The organism is Sporomusa intestinalis, assembly GCF_055383785.1.
The window spans coordinates 2,055,088-2,081,228 of record NZ_AP042390.1; the positions used below are offsets into that span (position 1 = coordinate 2,055,088).

20 protein-coding genes are annotated in these 26,141 nt (G+C 51.1%); all 20 read left to right on the plus strand.

Features of this window, described 5'->3' with window-relative positions:
- Nucleotides 1-27: 27 nt before the first annotated feature.
- Nucleotides 28-2,157, plus strand: a complete 2,130-nt coding sequence (acsB, locus tag ACZ481_RS09295) for an acetyl-CoA decarbonylase/synthase complex subunit alpha/beta (protein WP_464769864.1) — start codon at nucleotides 28-30, stop codon at nucleotides 2,155-2,157.
- 134 nt (nucleotides 2,158-2,291) lie between these two features.
- Nucleotides 2,292-3,635 carry an acetyl-CoA decarbonylase/synthase complex subunit gamma gene (gene acsC / locus ACZ481_RS09300; RefSeq protein ID WP_464769865.1) on the plus strand — a complete coding sequence of 448 codons (1,344 nt, stop codon included), beginning with the start codon at nucleotides 2,292-2,294 and terminating at the stop codon, nucleotides 3,633-3,635.
- Between the two features lie 68 nt (nucleotides 3,636-3,703).
- A complete protein-coding gene (locus ACZ481_RS09305) occupies nucleotides 3,704-5,674 on the plus strand; it encodes an ASKHA domain-containing protein (protein WP_464769866.1) in 1,971 nt (656 codons plus the stop codon).
- Between the two features lie 44 nt (nucleotides 5,675-5,718).
- Nucleotides 5,719-6,474: an ATP-binding protein gene (locus ACZ481_RS09310; RefSeq protein WP_464769867.1), complete on the plus strand. Its 756-nt coding sequence runs from the start codon at nucleotides 5,719-5,721 to the stop codon at nucleotides 6,472-6,474.
- A 21-nt stretch (nucleotides 6,475-6,495) separates the two neighbouring features.
- Nucleotides 6,496-7,464 (plus strand): CO dehydrogenase/acetyl-CoA synthase subunit delta, encoded by a 969-nt coding sequence (gene cdhD / locus ACZ481_RS09315; RefSeq protein ID WP_464769868.1) that lies wholly within the window; start codon nucleotides 6,496-6,498, stop codon nucleotides 7,462-7,464.
- Nucleotides 7,465-7,562: 98 nt separating this feature from the next.
- Nucleotides 7,563-8,354 carry a methyltetrahydrofolate cobalamin methyltransferase gene (locus ACZ481_RS09320; RefSeq protein WP_144349628.1) on the plus strand — a complete coding sequence of 264 codons (792 nt, stop codon included), beginning with the start codon at nucleotides 7,563-7,565 and terminating at the stop codon, nucleotides 8,352-8,354.
- A 32-nt stretch (nucleotides 8,355-8,386) separates the two neighbouring features.
- The gene (locus tag ACZ481_RS09325) at nucleotides 8,387-8,980 is read left to right on the plus strand and encodes a 4Fe-4S dicluster domain-containing protein (protein WP_464769869.1); all 594 of its coding nucleotides are present in this window, start codon (nucleotides 8,387-8,389) and stop codon (nucleotides 8,978-8,980) included.
- Nucleotides 8,977-9,840 carry a CoB--CoM heterodisulfide reductase iron-sulfur subunit B family protein gene (locus ACZ481_RS09330; protein ID WP_464769870.1) on the plus strand — a complete coding sequence of 288 codons (864 nt, stop codon included), beginning with the start codon at nucleotides 8,977-8,979 and terminating at the stop codon, nucleotides 9,838-9,840. The genes ACZ481_RS09325 and ACZ481_RS09330 overlap by 4 nt, the downstream gene beginning before the upstream one ends.
- A 119-nt stretch (nucleotides 9,841-9,959) precedes the next feature.
- Complete coding sequence (locus ACZ481_RS09335) at nucleotides 9,960-12,812, plus strand: FAD-dependent oxidoreductase (protein ID WP_464769871.1); 2,853 nt, start codon at nucleotides 9,960-9,962, stop codon at nucleotides 12,810-12,812.
- Nucleotide 12,813: 1 nt separating this feature from the next.
- Nucleotides 12,814-13,221: a hydrogenase iron-sulfur subunit gene (locus tag ACZ481_RS09340; RefSeq protein WP_464769872.1), complete on the plus strand. Its 408-nt coding sequence runs from the start codon at nucleotides 12,814-12,816 to the stop codon at nucleotides 13,219-13,221.
- 21 nt (nucleotides 13,222-13,242) lie between these two features.
- A complete protein-coding gene (locus tag ACZ481_RS09345) occupies nucleotides 13,243-13,911 on the plus strand; it encodes a methylenetetrahydrofolate reductase C-terminal domain-containing protein (RefSeq protein WP_464769873.1) in 669 nt (222 codons plus the stop codon).
- Entirely contained in the window at nucleotides 13,908-14,864 is a 957-nt protein-coding gene (locus tag ACZ481_RS09350; RefSeq protein WP_464769874.1) for a methylenetetrahydrofolate reductase, read from the plus strand. Before ACZ481_RS09345 ends, ACZ481_RS09350 begins: the two co-directional genes overlap by 4 nt.
- A gap of 171 nt (nucleotides 14,865-15,035) precedes the next feature.
- Nucleotides 15,036-15,572 (plus strand): NADH-quinone oxidoreductase subunit NuoE, encoded by a 537-nt coding sequence (gene nuoE, locus ACZ481_RS09355; RefSeq protein WP_464769875.1) that lies wholly within the window; start codon nucleotides 15,036-15,038, stop codon nucleotides 15,570-15,572.
- Nucleotides 15,562-17,316: an NADH-ubiquinone oxidoreductase-F iron-sulfur binding region domain-containing protein gene (locus tag ACZ481_RS09360; protein ID WP_464769876.1), complete on the plus strand. Its 1,755-nt coding sequence runs from the start codon at nucleotides 15,562-15,564 to the stop codon at nucleotides 17,314-17,316. Before nuoE ends, ACZ481_RS09360 begins: the two co-directional genes overlap by 11 nt.
- A gap of 16 nt (nucleotides 17,317-17,332) precedes the next feature.
- The gene (locus tag ACZ481_RS09365; protein ID WP_464769877.1) at nucleotides 17,333-20,878 is read left to right on the plus strand and encodes an FAD-dependent oxidoreductase; all 3,546 of its coding nucleotides are present in this window, start codon (nucleotides 17,333-17,335) and stop codon (nucleotides 20,876-20,878) included.
- A gap of 102 nt (nucleotides 20,879-20,980) precedes the next feature.
- On the plus strand, nucleotides 20,981-21,586 hold the full coding sequence (locus tag ACZ481_RS09370) for an anthranilate synthase component II (RefSeq protein WP_464769878.1): 606 nt from the start codon (nucleotides 20,981-20,983) through the stop codon (nucleotides 21,584-21,586).
- Nucleotides 21,583-22,989, plus strand: coding sequence for an aminodeoxychorismate synthase component I (gene pabB / locus ACZ481_RS09375; RefSeq protein ID WP_464769879.1), 1,407 nt, complete (start codon nucleotides 21,583-21,585; stop codon nucleotides 22,987-22,989). Before ACZ481_RS09370 ends, pabB begins: the two co-directional genes overlap by 4 nt.
- Before the next feature lie 17 nt (nucleotides 22,990-23,006).
- Complete coding sequence (locus tag ACZ481_RS09380; protein ID WP_464769880.1) at nucleotides 23,007-23,852, plus strand: aminotransferase class IV; 846 nt, start codon at nucleotides 23,007-23,009, stop codon at nucleotides 23,850-23,852.
- Entirely contained in the window at nucleotides 23,849-24,658 is an 810-nt protein-coding gene (gene fdhD / locus ACZ481_RS09385) for a formate dehydrogenase accessory sulfurtransferase FdhD (protein ID WP_464769881.1), read from the plus strand. The genes ACZ481_RS09380 and fdhD overlap by 4 nt, the downstream gene beginning before the upstream one ends.
- A 120-nt stretch (nucleotides 24,659-24,778) precedes the next feature.
- A complete protein-coding gene (locus ACZ481_RS09390; protein ID WP_464769882.1) occupies nucleotides 24,779-25,999 on the plus strand; it encodes a molybdopterin molybdotransferase MoeA in 1,221 nt (406 codons plus the stop codon).
- Nucleotides 26,000-26,141: the final 142 nt, after the last annotated feature.

The following is a 26,141-nucleotide window of genomic DNA, read 5'->3' on the forward strand; positions in this document are numbered from 1 at the left end:
ACTCTATGAAGGAGGACGAAAAATAATATGTCTATGGAGCTTTTTAAAGGCGCCTATGAAGGTGCTGTTACAGCTACCAGCTATGCGGAAATTCTTCTGGCCAAAGCCATCAAGGAACATGGTGCCGACTGCCCGGTAAAATATCCTGATACTGCTTACAGACTGCCGGTAATTACAGCCCTGAGCGGTGAAGAGGTTAATACCATCGGTGATCTGGCCCCTATTTTGAACCGGGTCCGGACAACCAACATCAAAGAAGCGCTGAATTTTGAAAATGCAAAACTGAACGGCGAGGCCACCCTTTATGCCGCTGAAGTGATCGAGGCTTTACGGTATCTTAAAGGGGCTAAACCTGACAAATATCCTTACTGCGGCTTCATCTCCGACCCGATCCTGCGTAAATTCGGCGTACCCCTGGTTGACCAGACGATCCCCGGCGTTGCCGTTATCGTCGGCAAGGGCAAAGACAGCAAGTCAACCGCCAAACTGGTAAAAGACCTCCAGTCCAAAGGCATAATGATCTTCCTGTGCAATGAGGTCATTGAGCAATGTATTGAGGAAAACGTTAAAATCGGCGCCGATTTCATTACTTTCCCTCTGGGTAACTTTACTCAGGTTATCCATGCCGTTAACTTTGCTTTCCGTGCCGGTCTGGCCTTCGGCGGCATTCCTGCCGGTCAGCGTGAACGGGCCATTGAATACCAGGCTAAGCGCGTACTGGCCTTCGTCATTCAGCTTGGACCCAATGATATTGTTAAATTTGCCGCCGAATTCGGCGCCATCTTTATGGGCTTCCCCATTGTTACCGACCAGCCGGTGGCCGAGGAAATTCCCGACTGGTACCAATCGGAACCGGATTATGAAAAAATCGGCAAGCTTGGTCTGGAAATGCGCGGCATTAAAATCAAGATTGTTGATATCCCTGTGCCGATTACCATCGGGCCTGCTTTCGAAGGCGAAACCATCCGTAAAAAAGACGCCTGGGTTGAGTTCGGCGGCGGCCGCTCCACCAGCTTCGAGCTTGTCCGGATGTGCGAGGCCGACGAGGTGGAAGACGGCAAAATTCAGGTTATCGGGCCGGAAATTGATGAAATGCCCGAAGGCAGCATCTTCCCGCTCGGCCTTATGATTGATGTCTATGGCCGGAAAATGCAGGAGGACTTTGAAGGTGTGCTGGAGCGTCGCGTCCACTACTTCATCAACTATGGTGAAGGCTTGTGGCATGTAGCCCAACGGAATATGATGTGGGTGCGTATCGGCAAGAACGCTCAGGCTGCCGGTTTCAAGATCAAGGACATTGGCGAGATTCTTATTGCCAAATATAAATCCGATTATCCCGCGATTATTGACCGGGTTCAGGTCACGATCATTACCGATAAAGATGTCATTGAAGAAAAAATCAAACTGGCAACCACCAAATACGCTGCCCGTGACGCCCGTCTCAAAGGCCTCACTGACGAAGCAGTCGAAACCTGGTACACCTGCACACTCTGCCAGTCCTTTGCGCCTAACCATGTGTGTATTGTAACGCCGGAACACGTAGGCTTATGCGGTGCTGTTAGCTGGCTGGATGCCAAAGCCTCCAATGAAATTACCCCAACCGGCCCCAATCAGCCGGTTACAAAAGGCGATTGCATAGATCCGGTAAAGGGTCAGTGGCAAAACCTTAATGACTTCTTCTATACAGGCTCCAACCGGACGATAGACAGGGTTAATTTTTATACCATGATGGAAGATCCGATGACTTCCTGCGGATGTTTTGAAGCTATTATGGCGATACTACCGCTGTGTAATGGTGTCATGGTTACCACTCGTGAACACACTGGTGACACCCCTTGCGGCATGACCTTCTCGGCTTTGGCCGGTACTTGCGGCGGCGGTGTTCAAACCCCTGGCTTCATGGGACTGGGCCGTCGTTACCTCTGCAGCGCTAAGTTTATTCCGGCAGATGGTGGTTTGGCACGTGTTGTCTGGATGCCGAAAGAACTTAAAGAATTCCTGGGCCAGGATTTGGTTGATGCGGCTGTAGCAGCCGGTCTGGGCGCTGACTTCGTCGATAAGATTGCCGACGAAACCGTAGGTGAAACCGAAGAGGAAATCCTGCCGTTCCTGGAAGAAAAACAACATCCGGCCCTGACAATGGATCCGATGATGTAATAAAACAGCTCTTGGTTATTTAATTTAAGGAAGAATGAGTGACACATCTTGGTACTGGGAATTATATAAGGATCAGGATGTGTCACAATTCTCATATTTATTTAAAGTGCTTATAATCGAAAGGAGAAGAGAAAATGGCATTAACAGGTTTGGATATCTTTAAACAACTACCAAAGACAAACTGTAAAGACTGTGGTTCACCTACCTGCCTGGCTTTTGCAATGGCAATGGCTAACGGCAAAGCATCCCTCGATATGTGCCCGCACGCAACGGAGGCTGCGAAAGAAACCCTGGGAGCGGCTACTGCACCGCCGGTACGCACTGTAAAAGTTGGCGTAGGGGAGCAAGAGGTTGTAATGGGGGATGAAACTGTCCTGTTCCGTCATGACAAAACCTTCTATCATCCCAGTGCTTTCGCAATTCAGATTTCTGACACCCTGACCGGTGCCGAATTGGATGCTAAAATTGAAAAAATCAACGGCCTGGTCATGGACCGGGTAGGCCAAAAAATAGCCATTGATCTGGTTGCTGTCACCAACTGCTCCGGCAATGCGGCTACTTTTAAAGCTGCCGTTGAGGCTGTGGCTGCCAAAGCCCAATTTGCTCTCCTGCTGGTAGCCAATCTGGAAGGCCTGGAAGCGGCTGTTCCTGCAGTAGCTGCCAAGAAACCGCTGCTGCATGCGGCAACTGCTGAAAACTGGGAGAAAGTCGTAGCTCTGGCCAAAGCCAATAACTGCCCGGTAGTAGTAAAAGGTGACGGCCTTGACGACACTGCCGCCCTGGTTGAAAAAGTGGCCGCCCAATATAAAGAGCTGGTTATTGACTTCGGCAATAAGCAGCAAGCGAAAACGCTGGCTGAAATGGTTAACGCCCGGCGGCTGGCCATCAAGAAAAAATTCCGGCCTTTTGGCTATCCGATGATTGCCTTCACGGTAGCCACCGATTCAAAAGAAGAAATTGTCGAAGCGGCTACTTATGTCGCCAAATATGCCAGCATTGTCTGCATGAAGGTTGATGAAAAAGCTCAATTGCTGCCTTTGATGGCCTGGCGCATGAACATCTACACAGATCCGCAGAAACCAATGGCTGTTGAGGCTAAGGTTTATGAAATCGGTGCTGTTAGCCCTGACGCTCCGGTATATGTGTGCACAAACTTTGCCCTGACCTATTTTGCTGTTGAAGGTGAAGTTGTCGGCAGCAAGATTCCCGGCTATATTGTAGCTGTTGATACCGACGGTGCTTCGGTTCTTACTGCCTGGGCCGCAGGCAAGTTTGTTGCTGAGCCTATTGCTGACTGCATCAAAGCATTTGGTATAATGGATAAAGTAAATCATAACAGCATTGTTATTCCTGGCTATGTTGCCATTATTAGTGGTAAACTGAAAGAGAAATCCGGTTTAGACGTAATCGTTGGGCCACAGGAAGCTGCTGGCATTCCGGCTTTTGCCAAAGCACGTTACCCGCACCTTATGAAATAACACCCCTGTAACTGTTGGCTGAATGCTAATAGCAGCCTTGCTCAACCAATCAGGAGGGTATTTTGAAGATGAACAAACGGTTCGTAACATTTCTTCCCGCAGGAGTCAAAGTTGAGGTAGATGCAGGCACCGACCTGCTTACGGCCGCAGGTAAAGCCAATATTGAGATCAAGGCACCTTGCGGCGGTGACGGTACTTGCGGTAAATGTACCGTAACTATTAAGCGTGGTGCTGTAAAAGCGAAACGGGACAGCCATTTGGCAGCTAAGATTGCTGAGAAAGGATTCAATTTAGCCTGTCAGACTTTAGTTCAGGACGAGGATTTGGTGGTGGAGATCCCGAAAACCTCGATCATGAGCAAAAATCAGGTGCTTGTTGATGACAATCAGATGCATAGTGGCATGTCCGAGGCCCTGAGCAACTATTTGCTGCATGTATGGCAGCTTAAAGAACTGTTGCTGGAGAAACAGGAAAGCCCTCTGCACGGCTATCCGCTCAATCCGCTCTGCCGGCGTATCAGGCTTACCCTGCCTGCCGCCAACCTGCAGGATAACCGTGATGATCTTAATCGTTTGACTTTGGCTCTTAAGAAAGAAACTAAATGTACGGATATTAATATAGCCCTCCCGATCATTCGCAATTTGGGAGAAACCCTCAGGGCTGCCCAGTTTAAAGTGACTGTACTGTTATCCGAGGTTGGTGGCAAGGCGGAAGTCATTGCTGTTGAGCCAGGCCATGGTCATCAGCCTCTGTATGGTATTGCTGTCGACATTGGCACTACTACCGTAGTAGCTTATCTCCTTGACCTGGAAAAAGGCAGGGTTGTGGAAACAGCAGGTACTCATAACCGTCAGGCCCGTTTTGGCGATGATGTCATCAGCCGTATCGTTTATGCAGTAGATGAGCCTGATGGCCTGAAGACTGTTTATCAATCGATTATCGATACGATAAACACGTTGGTGGCCGACTTGCTGATCAAGCAGAAACAGGTTAAAGAAACGGATATCCGGGTCATGATGACAGCCGGCAATACGACGATGGCCCATTTGTTTCTGGGCATTAACCCCAAGTTCATCCGCCTGGAGCCTTATATTCCGACGGCAAACTTTTTTCCTGTGGTTAAGGCGCAGGAATTAGGGCTGCGAGTGAACCCTGACGCGCTGGTATTCAGCTATCCGTCTGTGGCCAGCTATGTCGGCGGTGATATTGTGTCAGGCACTTTGTTTACCGGCATGGGCAATGAGGATGCGCCAATATCCCTGCTGATCGATATCGGGACAAACGGCGAGATGGTGCTAGGTTCCGGCGACTGGCTGGTAACCTGCTCCTGTTCAGCCGGTCCGGCATTCGAAGGCTCAGGGATAACTTTTGGTATGCGGGCTATGTATGGCGCCATTGAACGCCTGGAAATAGACCCTCAAACCTATGAGGTATCTTACACGACAATCAATAACGGCAAACCAGTCGGCATCTGCGGTTCAGGGCTGATTGACTGCCTGGCTAAGCTAAGGCGCACCGGCGTTATTGACCGGGCCGGAAAATTTCAGACCAGTCTGCCGACTGAGCGCATGCGCGTTGGTGAAACCGGGCCGGAATATGTCCTGGTTTGGCAGGACGAGACAGATATTGACCGGGATATTGTCCTTAGTGAAGCCGATGTCAAAAACCTGCTGCGGGCCAAAGGAGCAGTTTTTGCCGGTATCCGCACCCTGCTGAGTGTAGTGGGTTTTGAGCTGGAAAGCATTGAAACCATCTATGTGGCCGGCGGCTTCGGCAACTATCTTAATATACCTGATGCCATCGCTATTGGCCTGCTGCCTGACATACCTATAGAAAAGTATAAGTATGTGGGCAATACCTCGGCCAAGGGCGCCTGTATGGCCCTGCTGTCGCAGGCAGCCTGGGCTGAAGCCAATAGTCTCGCCGGCAAAATGACATATATTGAATTATCGGTCGGCAACCTGTTTATGGATGAATTTGTCTCATCATTGTTTATTCCACATACTGATTTGACCTTATTCCCCAATATCAGCCTTTAACTTCGGAAGCTGTGAGCCGGGCGTATTGAAAGGAGTTTCAAGACATGGCAAAGCATATTGCAGTGGCAGGAAAGGGCGGTACCGGAAAAACTACCTTTACGGCATTACTGATTCGGTATCTTGTTAAAAACAATAAAGGCTCCATTTTGGCAGTTGACGCCGATGCCAACGCTAACTTGAATGAAGCGCTGGGGATGGACGTTGAACAAACAATATCGGAAATGATAACAAGTACCAAAAATCCCAAGACCATTCCTGCCGGTATGACCCAGGAAACGTATATCGAATATAAACTCCAAGCCTCATTAGTTGAATCAGACAATGTTGATATGCTGGTGATGGGGGGACCTGAAGGCCCTGGCTGCTATTGTTTTCCTAATAATCTTCTTAAAGGCTTCATGGATAAGCTTGGCAAAAACTACAGTTATGTAATAATGGATAACGAGGCCGGTTTGGAGCATATCAGCCGCCGCGTAACCCAGGACATTGACTACATGTTTGTTGTAAGTGATGCCTCAGCCCGCAGTATCCGTTCGGCCGGACGGGTGCGGCAGCTTGTTGACACCCTGAAAGCCGACGTAAAAAAAATCTATTTAATTGTAACCAAAACCCAAAATGATGAGGATCTTATTTCCCTGCAAGGGGAGATTGACAAAACCGGTCTGGAGTTAATCGGCGTAATCCCCAATGACCCTTTGGTAGCCAAATATGATTTGTTGAGTCAGCCGCTGTATGATTTACCAGACAGTTCAGTGGCTGTACAGGCGGTAAACGCCATTTGTAAAAAAGTAGAAATCTAAAAGCTTGGAAGGAGCGTAACTATGGCAACTAATATATTGAAAGAAAGATATTCCGGTAAAATCAACACTGTTACCCTCGGTGCAACCAAAGAAGAGGGTGGCACCCGTACCAGCACCGTAACTGTTGGCGGCGAAACGACAATGCCGTTCCTTCATTTTGAAGGCGATATGCCGTTAAAGCCTGTAGTTGCAATGGAAATTCAGGACATTAATCCTGGCTGGCATCCAATTTTGCATGAGGTTTATGCCGATGTCATCGACAATCCTGTTGCCTGGGCCAAGAAATGCGTCGAAGCCGGCGCTGACCTGATTTATCTGAAACTGGCCGGTGCTCATCCTGACAATGGCGATAAAAGCCCTGAAGACTGCGCCAAGGTCGTTAAGGACGTGCTGGCCGCAGTGGGTGTGCCGCTTATTGTTGTAGGCTGCGGCGAGGATGAGAAGGATAATGCTGTGCTGCCTGTTGTTGCTGAAGCCGCCGCCGGCGAAAACCTGCTTATCGGTTTGGCTGAACAGGACAACTATAAATCAGTGGCCGCTGCCGCTATGGTCCATAAGCACAAAGTGCTGGCCCAAAGCCCGCTTGATATCAACATCTGCAAACAGCTGAACATCCTTATCTCCGAGCTGGGCCTGTCGGCTGAAAATGTTCTGATTGATCCCAGTACGGCAGCTCTTGGTTATGGTATCGAGTATACTTACTCTATCCTTGAACGTGGCCGCCTGGGCGCTCTGGCCGGCGATAAAATGCTGTCCCAGCCTGTAATCTGCCAGGTTGGCTATGAAGCATGGCGGGCCAAAGAGGCCGTGGCTACCGAAGAAGACTTCCCCAACTGGGGCAACCAGGCTGACCGCGCCATCCTGTGGGAAGCCATGACTGCTACCGGTCTGTTGCAAGGCGGCGCTCACATTATGGTTCTCCGTCATCCGGAAGCTGTCCGTCTCTTCAAGAAAAATGCGGAAGAGTTAATGCTTAAGCCTGAAATCTAATCCTATATACGCTACCGCCTTATACAGGGGCTTGGTGAGACACTTTCTTTAATTGCGATTTCCCTTAATATAATTATTAAAATCGAGGAGGATTACTAATGCTTATTATTGGCGAGAGAATTAATGGTATGTTCAAGGACATCGGTTTAGCAATTCGGGAGCACGACCCGAAACCGCTTCAGGAATGGGCTGCAAAACAAAAGGAAGGCGGCGCTCACTACCTGGACGTAAACACCGGACCTAACTCGGAAGATCAAACAATTGACCTTCCCTGGATGGTAAGTGTGTTAAAAGAGTGCACTGACCTGCCGCTGGCAATCGATACCACGAACTATGATGCCATGGAAGCCGCTCTTATCGCTTATGGTAAACCGGGCGCTATCATTAACTCTATCGGTTGCGAGCAGGAAAAAATTGACCGTGTATTCCCAATGGCTGCAAAATACCAGGCTGATGTCGTCTGCCTCTGTATTAATAAAGTCGGTATTCCCAAGAGCGCTGAAGACCGGGTGGCAATGGCAATGGAGTTTGTCGCTAATGCCGAAGCTTATGGCCTGCAGCCGGATAACCTGTTTATCGACCCGATTATTTTGCCGGTTAACGTTGCCCAGGAACATGGCATTGAAGCTTTAGAAACGATTCGCCAGATTAAGATGATTTCTAATCCTCCTCCCAAGACCACTGTCGGTCTTTCCAATATCTCGCAAAAAAGCCCGCACCGCCCGCTGATTAACCGCACTTTTGCCGTAATGGCAATGACTGCCGGCCTGGACTCCGCCATCTGCGACGCTAATGATGACGCGCTTGTGGATGCTATCGCCACAGCCCGCTTAATTCTTAATCAGGATATCTACTGCGACTCCTACGCTAAGGTGTTCAGACAGCGTTAATACCGCTGGGTTTACGCCAGGAAAGGAGGTCAATGATGTCAACGGTGAATGAACCTGTAAAGGGAAAAGCTTCTTTCTGCCAGGAAATCGAAGAAAAATCTCATCAGCCGATCACTTCATGCTATCATTGCATGAAGTGTGCCGGTGGCTGTCCGATAAACTTTGTCATGGAGCATAACAATTACGAAATCTTGCGGATGATTCAGCTGGGAGAAAAGGATAAGGTGTATCAATCCAATACTCCATGGCTCTGCGTTGGTTGCAAAACCTGCGCAGTACGCTGTCCGAACGGAATTGACACATCTAAAGTCATGGACACGATTAAGATGGAGACCATTGCTGAAGATAAAATTCCGGCAAGCCATTATAATGTCAAATTGTTTTACGAATTGTTCCTCGACTCCATGAAAGGGTTTCCGATAATCGGCGGCGAAGGCCGGGGTTATGAACTTGGCCTCATGGGACTTTACAAATTGTGCACAGGCACTTATTTTGCAGACATGGATCTCGGCAAAGAAATGACGAAACGGGGCAAAATGCCGTTTTTGCCGCATAATGCCCTTAAGCGGCGCAAAGGTGAAGTCAAGAAAATATTTCAGAGAGCAAAGGAGAAAAAGGCGCGATGAAACTAGGCTATTATCCAGGCTGTTCGCTGCACTCCACTGCGGCTGAATACAATATGGCCACCGAGGCTGTATTTAGTGCGCTGGGATTGGAGTTAGACGAACTTCCCGAGTGGAATTGCTGTGGTGCTACCGCCGGTCACTCTACTGACAAATTTCTTGCACTTGCTTTGCCGCTGCGGAATCTCGTTATTGCTGAAGCCGAACAGCAAAAAGAACTAGTACTGCCATGTGCTGCCTGTTACAATCTTGTAAAAGGTGCGGACCATTATTGCCGTGAAGGTACTCCGGAAGCCAGGGATGCCAACGAAGAACTGAAAAGCATAATGGGATCAGCATACAATGGTACCGTCCATGTCACACATCCGCTGGAAGTTATCATGAGGAAAGAGTATGTCGGTAAGATTGGCGCGCAGGTTAAAAAGCCGCTTAACGGTCTTAAACTTGCACCCTATTATGGCTGCCTCCTTACAAGACCTACTTATGTGGCTTTTGATGATGTTGAGCAACCGCAGGCGATGGATGAGCTGATGAAGCTGGCCGGGGCCGATGTGAAGCGGTGGTCATATAAAACGGACTGCTGTGGCGGCAGTTTAACGGTGCCACGTACCGATGTTGTTTACGAGATAACGAAAAATCTGGTAACTGCCGCACAACGGGCGGGGGCCGATGCGATCGTAACAGCATGTCCTTTGTGTCAGATGACACTAGAAACCCGGCAGAAAGAAATACAGAAACCCATACCAGTCTTTTTCTTCACCGAATTGCTGGGGATTAGTTTCGCTCATCCTGAAGCAAAAAAATGGATGAAGAAACATATCATTAATCCCATACCGCTCTTGACATCATTGCAGCTGTTGTAACCTATCCCGAGAAACCGGCAGAACTATTATATAGCTATGTCCGGTTTCTCGGTGGTTATACCACTTAATTTGCAATGATGGGTGAAGGCAAGATATTTTAGCGAAAGGCAGTGAGAGCCATGCAAAAGGATGTGCTCGTTATTGGCGGTGGCATTGCCGGTCTGCAGGCGGCTCTGGAATTAGCTGGGGCAGGATATCCGGTTCATCTGGTGACAGATGAAGCAAATCTTGGCGGAAAACTAATCGACTCTTCCGGGCAGGGCAGCCAGTCCGCCTGTGTCTGGGGTGATCAGGTAAACATTTCTGCTTTGTATTTAGGTGGTAACCTTCATGCCGCCAGTACGGTGCTGGGGTCACTCATTATCCGTGCCTGCAACAATCCGCTTGTGCATGTTTATACCAGCAGCAGACTGGTTGAATTGCAAGGGGATGTAGGTCATTTCCAGGCTACCATCAGTGATGTGGCAGCAGGCGCAGCAGGCAAGCGCACCCAAAAACTCGTCGTCGGAGCGGTTATTCTGGCAGCCGGTTTCAGCATGTATGATGTATCGCAAAAAGGCGAATACGGCTATGGGTATTATAAAAACGTCATTACCAGTTTAGAGTTTGAACATTTATTATCCGAAAGCCGTTATCGCTCAGACTGTATCAGGCGCCCGTCAGACGGAAAATGTGCGGAAAAAATTGCTTTTATTCAATGTGTCGGCTCCCGGGATGTAGTGTCCAAAGGGGAGTATTGTTCTGCTATTTGCTGTATGTTCACGGCCAAGGAAGCTATCTTGGCCAAAGAGTTTGCTCCGAAAACCGATGTTACCGTGTATTATCTTGACCTGAGAGCCTGCGGCAAGAATTTTGATACCTTTTTGGCCCGGGCGCAGGAATTAGGCACGAACTATGTACGTACTATGATTTCTGAGGTTAAGGAAGATCCTGTAACGGAAAAATTATCAATTAATTATGCTGCGGCCAGTAAGCCGGTTAAAGAAGAGTTTGATCTGGTGGTACTGGCGGCAGGGATTCGTCCTTCTGCCCGTTTACAAGAAACTGCCGCAATTTTACAAATTCCACTCAACCAGTTTGGTTTTGTTGAGGTTGACCCACTTGAACCGATAACTACCAAACGGCCCGGTATTTTTTCAGTCGGCGGCAGCCAAGGCCCGCTTGATGTTCCGGAAACAATGGCCCTGGCCAGTGCAGCAGCAGCAGCTACTACGCGGGCTTTAGGGAAACCGGAAGGCCGTCCGGGCCGGAAACCCACGGCTGAGCGTGATATCAGCCAGGAGCCTGTCCGGGTTGGTGTATTCCTTTGTAAAAGCGGGTTGGCCACTATGGGGGCAGATGCCGATGCTGTAGCTGCAGCAGCGAAGAATCAGGCCGGTGTAACTATAGTTGAATGTGACCAGGCAGCTTGTCAGCCTGAAGCCATAGCAAAGATTCAGAAGCTGATTGCCACCCAGGGGCTTAACCGTATCGTCGTTGCTCCCTGTGTCTTAAAGCATAATCTGAATCTTTTTCAGGAAACAGCGCAAGCGGCCGGTTTAAACCGGATGCTTGTTGAACTGGCGGAGGTTCCGGCCAGGGTTTGGGATAAGAACGCGGAAAAGGCCACAAAAGCGGCCACGGCGGTAACAGCCCGCGCTGTAAGTGATGTCAAAGCCTTTAAGCCACTCCGGTGGCACGCCGAACCAGTGACCCCCCGGGCGCTGGTGGTCGGCGGCGGCGTCAGCGGCATGGCAACGGCGCTGGCCCTGGCAGACCGTGGTTACGGCTGTACGCTTGTGGAAAAATCCTCCCTACTTGGCGGATATGTCAGTAAGTTCACCGGTAGTTTGGAAACAGAGGATCTTAAACAGACGGTGGAGAATCTGACTAAGCAGGTGCAGAAAAACGACAAAATTCAAATACTGCTCAATTCGGAGGCAACAGAGTTCAGCGGCCGCCAGGGTCACTTTACAACAACGGTTGCCACCGGGCTGGGACCTGTGAAAACTGTCAAAAAGATTGAGCACGGCGTGGTAATTCTCGCTACCGGCACGACCACCTATGTTCCGTCCGATTATTTATATGGCCAGGATCAGCGGGTCATTACCGGCGTTGAGGCCATGTACCGGCTGACTGATGGCCGCTTACCGCTTAAGGGCGAGGCTACGTACGTCTTTGTGCAGTGTGTGGGTTCCCGCAATGAGGAGCATAAGTATTGCAGCCGTACCTGTTGCGGTGAGACAATTTATGCAGCCATAAAGATTAAGGAGCAAAAGCCTGAAGCCAAGGTCTATGTATTATCACGGGATATTCGCACCCCCGGCTATCTTGAACTGAAATACCGTGAGGCCCGCAAAGCCGGTGTCATATTTGTTCATTATGATGAATCTGCCCAGCCTGTCCTGGAAAAAGACAATGCCGGCAATCTGTCGATGGCTGTCCTCGATCCCCAGTCCGGTCTGACACTGACCCTGAAGCCGGATCAGGTGATATTGGCAGTGGCCCAGACCGCATCACCGGAGGCCCGGCAAATGGCTGAGTTATTTAAGATTCAGGTCAATGCCGATGGTTTTCTGTCAGAAACGCACTCCAATTTTGGCACAATTGCTTTCCCGGGCGGCGGTATTTTTATCACCGGTGCGGCCCATGGTCCGAAATCAGTGGTGGATTGCCTGACGCAGGCTAAGGGGGTAGCTGGACGGGCCGCCCGCATTCTGGCGCAGCCTGCGCTGATGATGGGGGGCATGGTGGCTGAGGTGGAATGGGAGAAATGCGCAGCCTGTCTGACTTGTGTACGGACTTGCCCGTACACCATTCCGCAGATTACCCGGGAGAAAAAGGAAATGGGGGCTGCTTATATTCCGCCTGCCGATTGCCGTGGCTGTGGAATGTGCGCGTCCGAATGCCCGAATAAAGCAATTTTTGTCCATCATTACCAGGATGATGAGATTCTCGGCCGGGTTGAGACCGCGTTGACGGAGGTAGGTTAAAATGAGTGATGTTAAAGTAGTTGGGTTTGTTTGCCGCTTGTGTGCGCTGATCAGCTCTGACCTGGGTCCTCCGGCCGACGTTACTGTTAAAATCGAGACCGTTGAGTTGCCTTGCGCTGGTAAGGTTGACGGCAGACTGCTGCTGGAGGCGTTTGAAAAAGGCGCTGATGCCGTATTTGTCGCTGGCTGTCCTGAGCATGAGTGCATGAACGTGAAGGGCAGTTCCCGCGCCCGGAAGCGTTTAGAGCATATTAAGGAAATGCTGGATCAGGTTGGGGTTGGCGGAGACCGTTTAGTCATGTATAACGTATCCGGAACTCATGGTCCGCGTTTTGCCCAGATCGCCCGGGATATGGCCGGACTGCTTGAGAATTTAGGTCCGAGTCCGCTTAAGGCCCGGAAGGCCTAGAAAGGAGACGAGTCAAGCGATATGATAGTTGCAGAGATAAAGCCGATTGAGGAGATAGCCGAGGCTATAAAAGGCGCAAAAAAAGTGCTGGTTGCCGGCTGTGGCGGCTGTGTTACCGTATGCCTGTCCGGCGGGCAGAAAGAAACGGATATTATGGCCAGTGCGCTCCGGATGAAAATGAAGGTTGACGGTCAGCCTGTGGAAATTGAAACGGCAACTTATGAACGTCAGTGCGACCCCGAATATGTTGTCAGATTTAAAGAGCATTTGCAGGGCGTAGATGCGGTTGTGTCCATGGCCTGCGGTGTTGGTGTTCAGTTTATGGCCGAGAGTTATCCGGAAATTATTTTTGTACCCGGGCAGAACACTAAATTTGCCGGTGCTGCCATTGAACACGGGATCTGGGAAGAACGCTGTATGTTATGCGGCGAGTGTGTGCTTGCCAAAACCGGCGGTGTATGCCCGGTTATCCGCTGCTCCAAGAGCCTCATGAACGGACCGTGCGGCGGCTCGCAAAACGGAGTGTGCGAGATCAGCAAGGACACTCCCTGCGCCTGGCAGCTTATTTATGACCGCCTCAAAGGTCAAGGCCGTTTGGACATGATGACCGAAGTACTGCCGGCTAAAAACTGGTCCAAGAACAGAGACGGCGGTCCCCGCAAAATTGTGAGGGAGGATGTGCGGTTATGAGCGAAGCAGTAGCAATTGATAAACAAGCTGTATTGAAAACCGAAAGCAAGCTAGAGAAGCTGTACTCCTTAGGCCATTTTGTCGTCACCGGCGAGCTTGGCCCGCCCCAACATTCCGACGGACATGAACTGGAGCACCATGCCCATGAGCTGAAAGACATTGTGGACGGTTTTAACCTTACCGATAATCAGACTGCTATTGTGCGGTTATCCAGTATTGCTGCCGGAATTCATGTCCTCAAAGGCGGCGGTGTGCCGATTATTCAAATGACCTGCCGGGATCGGAACCGGATTGCAATGCAAAGTGATTTGCTTGGTGCCTACAGCCTGGGGATTCGTGATGTTTTGTGTCTGAGCGGCGACCACCAGTCTTTCGGTAATCACCCGACAAGCAAGAATGTATATGATGTTGACTCAGTGCAATTGATTGCCATGGTCAAAAAGATGCGGGATGATAAAAAATTCCTGTCCGATGCGGCCATAAAAGCCAGCGAACCGCGGTTTTTTATCGGCGCGGTGGAAAATCCGTTTGGCGATCCCTTTGAATTCCGGGCCATCCGGCTGGAAAAGAAAGTGAACGCCGGCGCCGATTTTATCCAGACGCAGGCAATATTTGATATTGAAAAGTTTGCCCGCTTTATGGAGCTGGCAGTAGCCCGCGGCATTCATGAGCGGACCAAGATCACTGCCGGCATACTGCCGGTAAGATCGGTAAAAGCCCTCCAGTATATGAAAAAAGATGTAGCCGGCATGGAAATACCGGATAGCCTGATTGAGCGGATGAAAAAGGCGGAGGACCCGAAAAAAGAAGGGATCCAGATCGCCATTGAAATGTGCAATCAGCTCAAGCAAATTCCCGGGGTTGCCGGTATTCACATCATGCCGGTAGGCTGGGAAGCGGCGCTGCCTGAAATTGTCAAGGGGGCCGGATTCCTGCCAAGACCCAAAGTATAGAGGGGCATCGTTGCCGCAATGATAATTTAGATTGTAAGACGCAGCCTTTCGCAAGTTGGTGGGGTCAGCTGAACCCAGCTGATCCCACTAAATGTTTATAGCACCACAGGACTCATGTTTAACAACTAAATAAGACTTGTAGGATACCGGGCATTACGAGGAGGTAGAATTATGTGTAATTCGTGCGAAAAAGAGCTCGAAACGAAATTTGCCGACGATAAAATAGACCTGTCATTGCTCGCGCCAGTATTTAAAGAATACGCTGGCAAGGCCGGCAGTATCATTGGAATATTGCAAAAAACGCAAGATATATATGGATATTTACCCTTAGCTGCTTTACAGGCTATTGCTGATAATACGGACAATAAACGCGCCAAGATTTACGGGATCGCGACCTTCTATTCCCAATTCCGTTTAAATCCTGTTGGCAAATATGTTATCCTGCAATGTCAGGGGACTGCCTGCCATGTGCTTGGTTCCAAAGCGGTCGGCAGCGCCATCTGTGATGAGCTTGGTATTACCCCCGGACAGACAACCGCCGACGGTTTATTTACCCTGGAGGATGTCGCCTGCCTGGGCTGCTGCAGTTTAGCGCCGGTTATCATGATCAACGGTGAGGCGTATGGCAAGCTTACGCCGGACAATGTAAGAAAGATTGTACGGGATATCACAGAAGCCGAGAAAGGCGGTGTTGTCAGTGAAGGTTAGAGTAGGTTTTGGCAGTTGCGGCATAGCCGCCGGCGGCCGCAAGGTTATGGACAGGCTGGCCCAGGAAATCAAAGACTCCGGCAAAGAAATTGAATTGCTGCCGACCGGTTGTATCGGCATGTGCTTCTATGAGCCCATTGTTGATGTTTTTGAGGGCGACAAGGTGTACAGTTATGCCAATGTAACGGCCGATATGGCCACCGAAATTTTTAATACTCATATTATTGGCGGTCAGCCAATTGACAAATATATTGTATCCACAACCGAACAGCCTTATGCCATATTAGCCAACCAGGTAAGGATTGCGTTAAGGAACTGTGGCGTAATTGATCCGGAGAATGTGGATGAATACACAGCCCAGGGTGGATATAAAGCCCTGGCGAAAGCCCTCAAAGAGATGACCCCCGAAGAGGTAATTGAGGAGATCAAGATATCGGGTTTGCGCGGCCGGGGCGGCGCCGGTTTTCCAACCTGGTTTAAATGGAATGCGGCCAGACAATCCAAAGGCGCGGTGAAATATGTGGTATGCAACGCCGATGAAGGCGATCCCGGGGCCTTCATGGACCGCAGTGTCCTGGAAGGCGACCCCCATGCCCTGCTGGAAGGCATGATTATTTGCGGTTATGCCATCGGCGCGCAGGAAGGCCACATTTACTGCCGGGCCGAGTATCCGCTGGCGATAAAACGGCTGGAAATTGCCATCGCCGATGCAAAAGCGCGCAACCTGCTGGGGAAAAACATTATGGGGACTAACTTCTCCTTTGATATGAAAATTAAAAAAGGCGCCGGCGCCTTTGTCTGCGGTGAGGAAACTGCCCTGATCGCTTCCCTGGAGGGCGAGCGGGGGATGCCGCGGCTTAAACCGCCGTTTCCTGCCCAGTCAGGCTTCTGGGGTAAACCAACTAATATTAACAATGTTGAAACCTTCGCCAATGTGCCATGGATCATGTATAACGGCGGCAGTGCCTATGCAGCCTACGGCACGGAAAAAAGCAAAGGCACCAAAGTCTTTGCGCTGGCCGGCAAGATTAAAAACGGCGGCCTGGTTGAAGTGCCGATGGGGATGACGCTGCGGGAAGTCATTTATGATATTGGCGGCGGCATTCTTAATGACCGGGAGTTTAAGGCTGTGCAGATGGGCGGACCCTCCGGCGGCTGCATTCCCCAAAAACTGCTTGACACCCCTGTTGATTATGATTCCATTAATCAAACAGGCGCCATCATGGGGTCTGGCGGCATGATCGTTATGGACGAAACCACCTGCATGGTCGATATGGCAAGATTCTTCCTGGATTTTACGGTCAAAGAGTCTTGCGGCAAATGCATTTATTGCCGTATCGGCACGAAACGGATGCTGGAAATCCTGGAAAGAATCACCGCCGGTGAAGGCCGGGAAGGGGATATTGAAGAGCTGGAAGCGCTGTCCATCAGTGTGAAGGACGGGTCCTTGTGCGGTCTGGGTCAAACAGCGCCTAACCCGGTATTGACCACCATCAGATATTTCCGCGATGAATATGTCGCCCATATTAAGGATAAAAAATGTCCGGCCAAAGGCTGCAAGCCATTGCTGACCTATAGCATCAATCAGGACAATTGTATTGGTTGTACTGTCTGCGCCCGGAAATGTCCGGTGCAAGCCATTAGCGGCGAAAAGAAACAACCGCATGTCGTTGATCAGGCCTTGTGCACCAAGTGCGGAAACTGTGCGAGTGCTTGCCGATTCGACGCAGTTTGTGTCGAGTAGAAGGGAGTGGTGAATAATGAGCAAAATCAGTATTAATATTAATGGCCGGGAGCTTGTTGTACCGGCAGGACAAACGATTTTACAGGCCGCTGCTGAAAACGGCATAGAGATACCCCATCTGTGCTATGATGAAAGAATCCAACCCTATGGGGCGTGTGGACTTTGTGTGGTGGAAGTGGAAGGAAGCCCCAAGCTTGTTCGTGCTTGCGCAACCTCTGTACAAAACGGTCAGGTCATTAAGACTGACACCACCCGGACTGTTGCTGCCCGGAAAACGGCATTGCAATTATTAGCCTCAGACCATCGCGGCGACTGCCGCCCGCCCTGCATGCTGGCCTGCCCGGCTCAGACAGATTGCCAGGGCTATGTCGGCCTTATCGCCAATGGCCAGTATGAAGAAGCGTTAAAGCTCGTCAAAGAGAAAATGCCAATTCCGGCAAGTATTGGCAAGATATGCCCGCATCCGTGCGAAACCGCCTGCCGGCGGGAATTGGTGGAAGAGCCGATCTCCATTGCCCAGCTGAAGAGTTTTGTGGCTGAAATCGATCTGAACGGGAGCCAGTACCAGCCGCCCCTGCAAGCGCCGTCCGGCAAGAAGGTAGCGGTTGTTGGCGCCGGCCCGGCCGGACTGACTGCTGCCTATTTCCTGGCGCGGGCAGGTCATAAGGTTGTTATTTATGAAGCCATGCCTCATCCCGGCGGTATGCTGCGTTATGGCATTCCTCAGTACCGGCTGGATAAAGCCCTGCTGGATGCCGAAGTCGCCCTCATGGAGAAAATGGGCATAGAGATTATCTACAATACCAAGATTGGTGACGACGTCAGCCTGGCTCACCTGCGCGACAGCAATGATGCCGTTTTCCTGGGAATTGGTTCATGGCAGAGCCAGGGCCTGCGCTGCAAAGGCGATGATATGGAAGGCGTCCTGGGCGGCATAGACTTCCTGCGGGAGGTAACCATGAACAGCAATATTACCCTGGGTGGTAAAGTGCTGGTTGTAGGCGGCGGGAATACGGCCATGGATGTGGCCCGTACTGCCAAGAGACTGGGGGCCGAGGAAGTTACCATTATTTACAGAAGAACAATTGATGAAATGCCGGCGGAAAAAATTGAAATTCATGAAGCACAGGAAGAAGGCGTTAAATTCCAGCTGCTGGTTGCCCCGGTCGAGGTGCTTGGCGAAAATGGCAAAGCCAAAGCTTTGAAATGTGAGGTTATGAAGCTGGGTGAAGCCGATCAATCCGGCCGGAGAAAGCCGGAACCGACCGGTGAGGTTGTTGTTTACGAAGCAGACCGGATTATTGCGGCGATTGGCCAAAAAACGGTTATTGGCAATATCAAGGACATCGCAACAGACAGATCCGGTAATATCGTTGTCAACGGCGGTTCATTCACTACCAGTGTGGACAAAGTATTTGCCGGCGGTGATGCTGTTACCGGTCCGAAGATTGCTATTGACGCCGTTGCCCAGGGCAAAAGCGCCGCCCAGGTGATTGACAGCTATCTGAATGGTTGTCTGGTACCGCAGGCGGAGGCTGCCTATATTACCCAACAGGACATAACAGCGGCAGATCTGGCCGACAGAGCCAAAGCCGCCCGGGTAGAGCTGACTGTTGAGGAACCGGAGGTAAGAAACAAGAGTTTCATGCAGGTAGCCCGGACCTTCACGGAAGAAGAGGCCCTGCGGGAAAGCAAGCGGTGTCTGGAATGCGGCTGCCGCGACTATTTTGAATGCCAGCTAATTAAATATATCCAGGATTATGATGTCGATACAGTAAAAGACACGCAAGTGGAATGCCATAAAACCACTGCCTATGACAACCATCCGTTTATCGAACGCAATCCTGACAAATGTGTGTTGTGCGGGTTGTGCGTGCGCGTGTGCGATGAGGTTGTCGGCGCCACCGCTATTGGCTTAGTGGGCCGTGGGTTTGACTCGGTTATCATGCCGGAGTTCAAATTACCGCTGCGTGAGACGTCTTGCATATCCTGCGGCCAGTGTGTTGATATTTGCCCAACCGGCGCCTGCATGGAAAAACAGGCAGCAAGCAAGCAATTGCCGGCCAGCCTGGACAGCACAGCTTCGGTTTGCGGTTACTGCGGTGTAGGCTGTAATGTTAATGTCGAGTATAAAGGGGATGCCATATTCCGCGTTACGCCGGACAAAACCAGAGACGACGGCTGGCTGTGCAAGCGGGGCAAATTCGGCCTTGGGTATGTCAATGACCAATCGCGCCTGACCGAACCGGCCATTAAACGCAATGGCAAGTTTGTTACCGCCAACTGGAGTGAAGCCAATCTGGAAGTGGTTAAACGCCTGCAGGCTATTTCTGCCGTTCATGGCCAGGACAGCATCGGCATTGTCGTATCGCCCCGGCTGACTAATGAAGAACTGTTTGCGGCTGGGAAGCTGGCTGATGCGCTGCAAACCAGCCTTAAGGCTTCGTATAGTGTAAACGGCGGCAGCGGTCTGGATGCTGTATTTGGCTATGATGCGTCCACTAACAGCTTTGCTGAACTGGAAAACAGCGACTTTGTGCTGACTGTGGGCGATATTAAAGAAAACCATCCGGTACTGGATTTCCGGATCAGGCTGGCGGGAATCACCAGCGCGGCCTGGCCTAAAGCCCTGACCAGCACTGCCGACATGAAAGCATTCCTGAAGGCTGTGCTAGATCTGGGCGTTGATGAGAAAAAAATAAGCGCCCAAGCCGAAGGCTTTGCCGAACTGAAAGCCTCCCTGGCCGAGGCCGCGGTTACAGAGCCTGTTAAAGATCTGGCCCAAAGATACGCCAAAGCGGCCAGACCGCTGATTGTAATTGACGAGGATACTATTACGGCCGAGGCTGTTAAGCTGATGGCTTATGCCGCGGTAGTGACAGGGAAGGTCGGCGCTGCTTACCGGGGGCTTATTATTGTCAGAAGCAAGAACAACAGCCAGGGCGCGATTGATATGGGTTTTGTGCTGCCGGCCGGTGTGATTGCCCAAGGAATTGACAGCGGCAAGATCAAGGCTTTGGTGGTTATCGGCGAAAATCCGGCTGCGTATCCGGAAGAAGCAGCCAGGCTGCAACAGCTTGCCTTCCTGGCTGTTTATGATATCTTTATGACCCAGACCGCAGCGGCGGCCGATGTGGTAGTGCCGCTGGTAAGCAGTGCGGAGGTAAGCGGCACCTATACCCGGAGTGACCGCCGCATTCAGCCGGTGCAAGCCGCTATTGCCCCGAAAACCGGCAGAGAGACTCTGCAGATCCTGCTGGAGACTCTGCGCAGCTTAGGCGTTAACTATGCTGGTATTGCTGATGTCAGAGCGGCGATTGCCGGCGAGGTTCCAGGTTATGCAGGCATGGGCCTGGCTGATTTTGACAAAGCTGTCTACTGGCCGAACAGCAAGAAAAATCTTTATGGCAGTAATGTGCTGTTTACTGACGGTTTTGCCACCGCGGGACAAAAAGCAAGGCTCAATGCCGTTGGTGATGCGCCGGTATTCACGGAAAAGAAAAAATACGATTCTGTGGAGTTGTATTTTGCCAATGCCGAGAAGAGTTTGCAGCACTGCTAACTCAGACGTAAGATGGGTCAGGGTTCGCCCCTGGCCCATTTCATTATGCCGATATAATTTTAGCAGTTATTGTGGTACAATAATGCCGAGGAGGAATGACAGATGCTGCTTATGATCGACAATTATGATTCCTTTGTCTATAACCTTGTCCAGTACCTTGGCGAGATGGGGGAGACTGTACAGGTTTTCCGTAATGATAAAGTAACCATCCCGCAGATTGAAGATCTGTCGCCTGAACATATTATTATTTCACCCGGTCCCTGTACTCCGAACGAGGCGGGGATCAGTCTGGAGCTTATTAAGCATTTTAAGGGCAAAACTCCCCTCCTTGGCGTATGTCTTGGCCATCAGGCCATTGGCCAGGCATTTGGCGGTGATGTAATCCGGGCACCGCGTTTGATGCATGGCAAGACTTCCCTGATTCATCATGACGGTAAAGGCGTGTTCCGGGGCCTTAAGAGTCCGCTGACAGCCACCCGCTATCATTCCCTTATTGTTAAGCGGGAAACCCTGCCTGCTTGCCTGGAGATTTCGGCGGAAACAGAACAGGGTGAAATTATGGGCATCCGCCATAAAGAGTACCGGATTGAAGGGGTCCAGTTTCATCCGGAATCTATTCTGACTGAAGACGGACATGCTATGCTGAAAAACTTCCTTGCCATGAACCCTGGGTGGAGAACCAGAAGAGAGGGGCTAGCCGGTAAATGAGACCGACACCAATTATCCGTGAAATCACCATCGCCTTGCCGCCTGCTGAAGTATTTGCTTTATTTGCCCGGCAGCCTTACAGTGTTTTTTTAGACAGCGGCGTAGATATAAACGGGATGGGCCGTTATTCCTTTATCGCCCGTGACCCGTTTCTGTTGTTTTCCAGCAAAGGACAAACTATATATATTGAGGATAAGAACGGTCACCGGACTTTTGCCGGCAATCCTTTTGCTGAGCTTAAACGGCTGCTTTCTATGTATAAAACGCAAAAAGTGCCCGGGCTGCCCCCGCTGACTGGGGGGATTATCGGTTATTTCGGCTATGATATGGGCTATTTACTGGAGGCGATTCCCGGACTAAGCACCGATGATTTGAACAATCCGGACTGTTTTTTAGGCTTTTATGATACGGTTTTGATTTTTGACCACCATGCCGGCAAGGCCTATATTGCCGCCAATGGCTTTCCGGAACAGGATGAACCGGCGCGGGTCCGGCGGGCAAAAGCGCGCATTGACGAACTGGCCGGCCTGGTAGCCGCTGCCAAGCCGCTGCCTGAGCCTAAACCGCAAATTCCGGAAGGGGACTATCAGTCGAATTTTACCCGTGAGGGGCATTGCGCCATGGTGCAGCAAGGTATAGATTATATAGCGGCAGGCGACATATTTCAGGTAAACCTGACCCAGCGCTTTCAGGCTAAAGTGACGGTGCCGCCCTATGAGCTGTACCGTTATCTCCGGCACATTAATCCGGCTCCTTTTGCCTCGTATTTACATTTTGGTGAGGTTATTGTCGCCAGCGCCTCACCGGAACGCTACTTGCTGGTCACCGATCGCCTGGTGGAAACAAGACCGATAAAAGGCACAAGGCCACGGGGTAAAGATGCTGAAGCAGATAAGCGGTTAAGAGAAGAACTGCTTGCCAGTGAAAAGGACCGGGCCGAGCTGGTTATGATTATCGACCTGGAACGCAATGATCTGGGGCGGGTATGCGAGTTTGGCAGTGTCCGGGTGCCTGACTTAATCCGCTTGGAGCAATATGCGACAGTGTTCCATCTGGTATCAACTGTGGTGGGCAAACTGGCTGCCGGCCAGGATATTATCGACTTGGTCAAAGCTTCTTTTCCCGGCGGCTCGATTACCGGCGCCCCCAAGGTACGGGCCATGGAGATCATTGATGAGCTGGAGAAGGTACGGCGCAGCATTTATACCGGTTCGATCGGTTATATTGATTTTAATGGCGATGCCGATTTAAATATTGTTATCCGGACTTTTATTATCAAAGGCGACCGGGCCTATTACCAGGTTGGGGGCGGTATAATCGCCGACTCGGTACCTGAGCTTGAATATGAGGAAAGTCTGGACAAGGCCCGGGCGCTTATGAAAGCTTTGGGTTATCACGTATAAGGATGTTGGGATGAATTATGTTTGTTTATTTTAACGGTCAGCTTGTTGCTGACGATAGTGCCGTTGTCTCGCCGCTGGATCATGGTTTTCTGTATGGGCACGGCTTATTTGAAACTATGCGGGCCTATAAAGGCCGGGTATTTCGGCTGGCTGAGCATGTGGAGCGCCTGGAAGAGGGGGCGCATTGCCTGGGCTGGCCCGACCTTCCCGGCCGGGAGGAACTGAGCCGGGCTATAGACTGGGTTCTCAGGGCCAATCAGTTGGCCGATGCCTCGATCCGCCTCACTGTGTCCCGGGGCGTCGGGGCGGCACGCCCGGATGCCGCCAGCTGCGGCCAGCCAACGGTGGCCGTATATACCTCGCCGCTGCCCCCGCCAGTGCCGCCGGCCGGCTGGCAGGCAGCCACCGTGAGCTTACGGCGCAATTTGTCCTCACCCCTTGTCAGGATAAAATCAGCCAATTACCTTGATAATATATTAGCCAGAGCGGAAGCCCGGCGGCATAACGCCCAGGAAGCCATTATGCTGAATACGGACGGTTTTATTGCCGAAGGGTCGATGAGCAATATATTCTGCGTTGCCGGCGGCCGGCTGATTACACCTGATGAAAATAGCGGGATACTGCCAGGCGTGACCAGGCGGGTTGTCATCGAACTGGCCCGGGCGGCCGGGCTGCCTGCTCTGGTGCGGCAGGTAGCCCCGGCTGAGCTGGCCGGGGCTGAGGAAATATTTTTAACAAGTTCCATTATGGAGATTATTCCGGTAACAGTATGTGATGGCAGACTAATCGGCTCCGGCCTGGCCGCCGGGGCGATTACGGCCAGGCTGCAGGCCCTGTACCGGGAACTGGCCGCAAAGGAGTGAGCGTTACGGACGCGCTGAAAGGAACTAGCCCTTATCAGGTAGTCAAATATCTTGGTCAGACGGTAAAAAAAGCGGTAGAGCCGGTTGTTGAGGAGTTGCCGCTTACTATCTATTTAAATGGCAAGGAGCTTGTAACCATGTTAGCGGCCTATGGCGAGGAAGATTATCTGGTGACAGGTTTTCTTGCCACCGAGGGAATTATTCAGGATATTAAGGATATCCAAACGCTTGAGGTGGATAGTCTCCAGGGCATAGTGCAAGTGACTACCACTGCCGGTGAAACTGTAGCGGAGAAGATGTTTTTGAAGCGCTATCTTACCGCCTGTTGCGGTAAAGGGCGGAGTGCCTTTTATTTCGCCAATGATGTGTTAACCGCAAAGACCATTGACAGCGGGATTACATTAACTGCACAGCAGGCTATGGCTTATTCGGAAATGCTGGAAGCCGCCTCGGAAACCTTCCGGCTGACAGGCGGCGTCCATGGCGGGGCGCTGGCGGCGGCGGGAAAGCTAATTTGCTGGAGTCAGGACATTGGCAGGCATAATGTCTTTGACAAGCTCTACGGGCGCTGTCTGTGCGAGGGAATCAGCACTCATGACAAAGTGCTGGTTTTTTCCGGCCGGGTTTCATCCGAAATTATTTTGAAGGTCAGCAAGATGAACATCGCTGTTATTATTGCCCGGTCGGCACCGACCAGCCTGGCGCTTGATATGGCGGAGGAACTGGGGGTAACCGTGATTGGTTTTGCCCGGGAAGACCGGCTGAATGTTTATACTCATGCAGAACGGATTACAGGCTGTACCTGATTCAGGTTGCCACCAATATTTGCAGTAAGGATGTTGCCGGAATAGAGTACGGCTGTTAGGCCTGCTTTGTCAGGAATGCCTCTATCCGTGCTGTCCGTTGGAAAGTGAGGAGAATGGCTGGTGTCAGTTAAACTAGAGATTGCCCAGGAAATTTTATTGAATTTAGCAACTGTTGTGCCGAAGGAAAAAGTCGTGCTGAGTGATTGCTGGCGCCGGGTGCTGGCGGAAACCGTCATTGCTGATACCGACTTTCCGCCTTTTGACAGATCGCCGCTTGATGGTTATGCATTAATTGCGGCGGAAGCGGCTGCGGCGACCCCGGCAACACCGGTGACACTGCAGCAGACTGATAATATTCCTGCCGGTGAAACCCCGCACCGGCCGGTTACGCCGGGAACCGCCAGCCGTATTATGACCGGGGCGCCCATACCGCCCGGGGCGACCGGGGTCATCCGTCTGGAAGACACGGTTGTGAACGGGGCGGAAGTAACGATTCTCGATGGCCGGGGGGCCGCAAAGAATATTTGTCTGCGCGGGGAAGAGATTGCCTGCGGGGAAGAGGTTATCTTTCAGGGAACAGTGATTAATGCCGGCGTGATGGGAATGCTGGCTGTGCTTGGCAGGAGCCGTCCCTATATATACTGTAAACCACGGGTAGCACTGATTGCGACAGGCAGCGAAATTGTCCCTGTTGATTTTCCTCTGGCACCCGGCAAGATCCGGAATTCCAACAGCTTTATGCTGAGTGCCCAGGCTGCTGAAGCCGGGGCGCAGACTGTTTTGCTGGGAAACGCGTCCGACAATGTGGATGAGATTGCGCATTTGCTGGAAACTGCGTCCGACTGTGATGTCTTTATCACGACCGGCGGCGCGTCGGTGGGGGATTGTGACTTTATCGGTGAAGTGTATAAAAAACTGGGCATCACGCTGCTGTTCGACCGGGTAAGCATTAAGCCCGGCATGCCGGTATTAGCCGGTACCCGCGGTGGCAAGCTGTATTTTGGCTTATCCGGCAATCCCGCAGCGGCCGCCATTTCTTTTGAACAATTGGTCCGGCCTGTCCTGATGAAGATGGGGGGGCGCAAGGTATGGTGGCGGCCGCGGATTAAAGCCATACTGGCCGCACCGTTTAATAAACAGACAAGTACCAAACGCTTTGTGTGGGCCCGGTGCTGGCAGACGGAAAATGACATCCTGGTTGAGCCCTCACGGGCTCAAGGCAACGGGATGCTTAAGTCGGCAATGGGCGCCAATGCCATTATTGTTATTCCCGAAAACTCTCCCCCTTTGCCGTTGAATGCAGAAGTAGAGGTTATTTTATTAGTGGATGCCTGTTTTTAGTCCAACAATAAGACGAGGCCACTGGCGACAGTTAACTGCCAATGGCCTCATCTTATTGTTGGTGTAATACTTTGTGAATTTTTTTTCTCAATCAGGCAGGAGTTCTTTTTAAAAAGATGGAATAAGGTCAGAGGATTACAAT

Bases quoted from the DNA above. Each gene is read 5' to 3' on its own strand.
- ACZ481_RS09380 (WP_464769880.1), top strand. From the start codon at position 23,007: ATGTTTGTTTATTTTAACGGTCAGCTTGTTGCTGACGATAGTGCCGTT.
- pabB (WP_464769879.1), top strand. From the start codon at position 21,583: ATGAGACCGACACCAATTATCCGTGAAATCACCATCGCCTTGCCGCCT.
- ACZ481_RS09340 (WP_464769872.1), top strand. From the start codon at position 12,814: ATGAGTGATGTTAAAGTAGTTGGGTTTGTTTGCCGCTTGTGTGCGCTG.
- ACZ481_RS09335 (WP_464769871.1), top strand. From the start codon at position 9,960: ATGCAAAAGGATGTGCTCGTTATTGGCGGTGGCATTGCCGGTCTGCAG.
- ACZ481_RS09325 (WP_464769869.1), top strand. From the start codon at position 8,387: ATGATGTCAACGGTGAATGAACCTGTAAAGGGAAAAGCTTCTTTCTGC.
- ACZ481_RS09310 (WP_464769867.1), top strand. From the start codon at position 5,719: ATGGCAAAGCATATTGCAGTGGCAGGAAAGGGCGGTACCGGAAAAACT.
- acsC (WP_464769865.1), top strand. From the start codon at position 2,292: ATGGCATTAACAGGTTTGGATATCTTTAAACAACTACCAAAGACAAAC.
- ACZ481_RS09365 (WP_464769877.1), top strand. From the start codon at position 17,333: ATGAGCAAAATCAGTATTAATATTAATGGCCGGGAGCTTGTTGTACCG.
- ACZ481_RS09345 (WP_464769873.1), top strand. From the start codon at position 13,243: ATGATAGTTGCAGAGATAAAGCCGATTGAGGAGATAGCCGAGGCTATA.
- ACZ481_RS09320 (WP_144349628.1), top strand. From the start codon at position 7,563: ATGCTTATTATTGGCGAGAGAATTAATGGTATGTTCAAGGACATCGGT.
- ACZ481_RS09350 (WP_464769874.1), top strand. From the start codon at position 13,908: ATGAGCGAAGCAGTAGCAATTGATAAACAAGCTGTATTGAAAACCGAA.
- ACZ481_RS09370 (WP_464769878.1), top strand. From the start codon at position 20,981: ATGCTGCTTATGATCGACAATTATGATTCCTTTGTCTATAACCTTGTC.
- cdhD (WP_464769868.1), top strand. From the start codon at position 6,496: ATGGCAACTAATATATTGAAAGAAAGATATTCCGGTAAAATCAACACT.
- ACZ481_RS09330 (WP_464769870.1), top strand. From the start codon at position 8,977: ATGAAACTAGGCTATTATCCAGGCTGTTCGCTGCACTCCACTGCGGCT.
- acsB (WP_464769864.1), top strand. From the start codon at position 28: ATGTCTATGGAGCTTTTTAAAGGCGCCTATGAAGGTGCTGTTACAGCT.
- nuoE (WP_464769875.1), top strand. From the start codon at position 15,036: ATGTGTAATTCGTGCGAAAAAGAGCTCGAAACGAAATTTGCCGACGAT.
- ACZ481_RS09305 (WP_464769866.1), top strand. From the start codon at position 3,704: ATGAACAAACGGTTCGTAACATTTCTTCCCGCAGGAGTCAAAGTTGAG.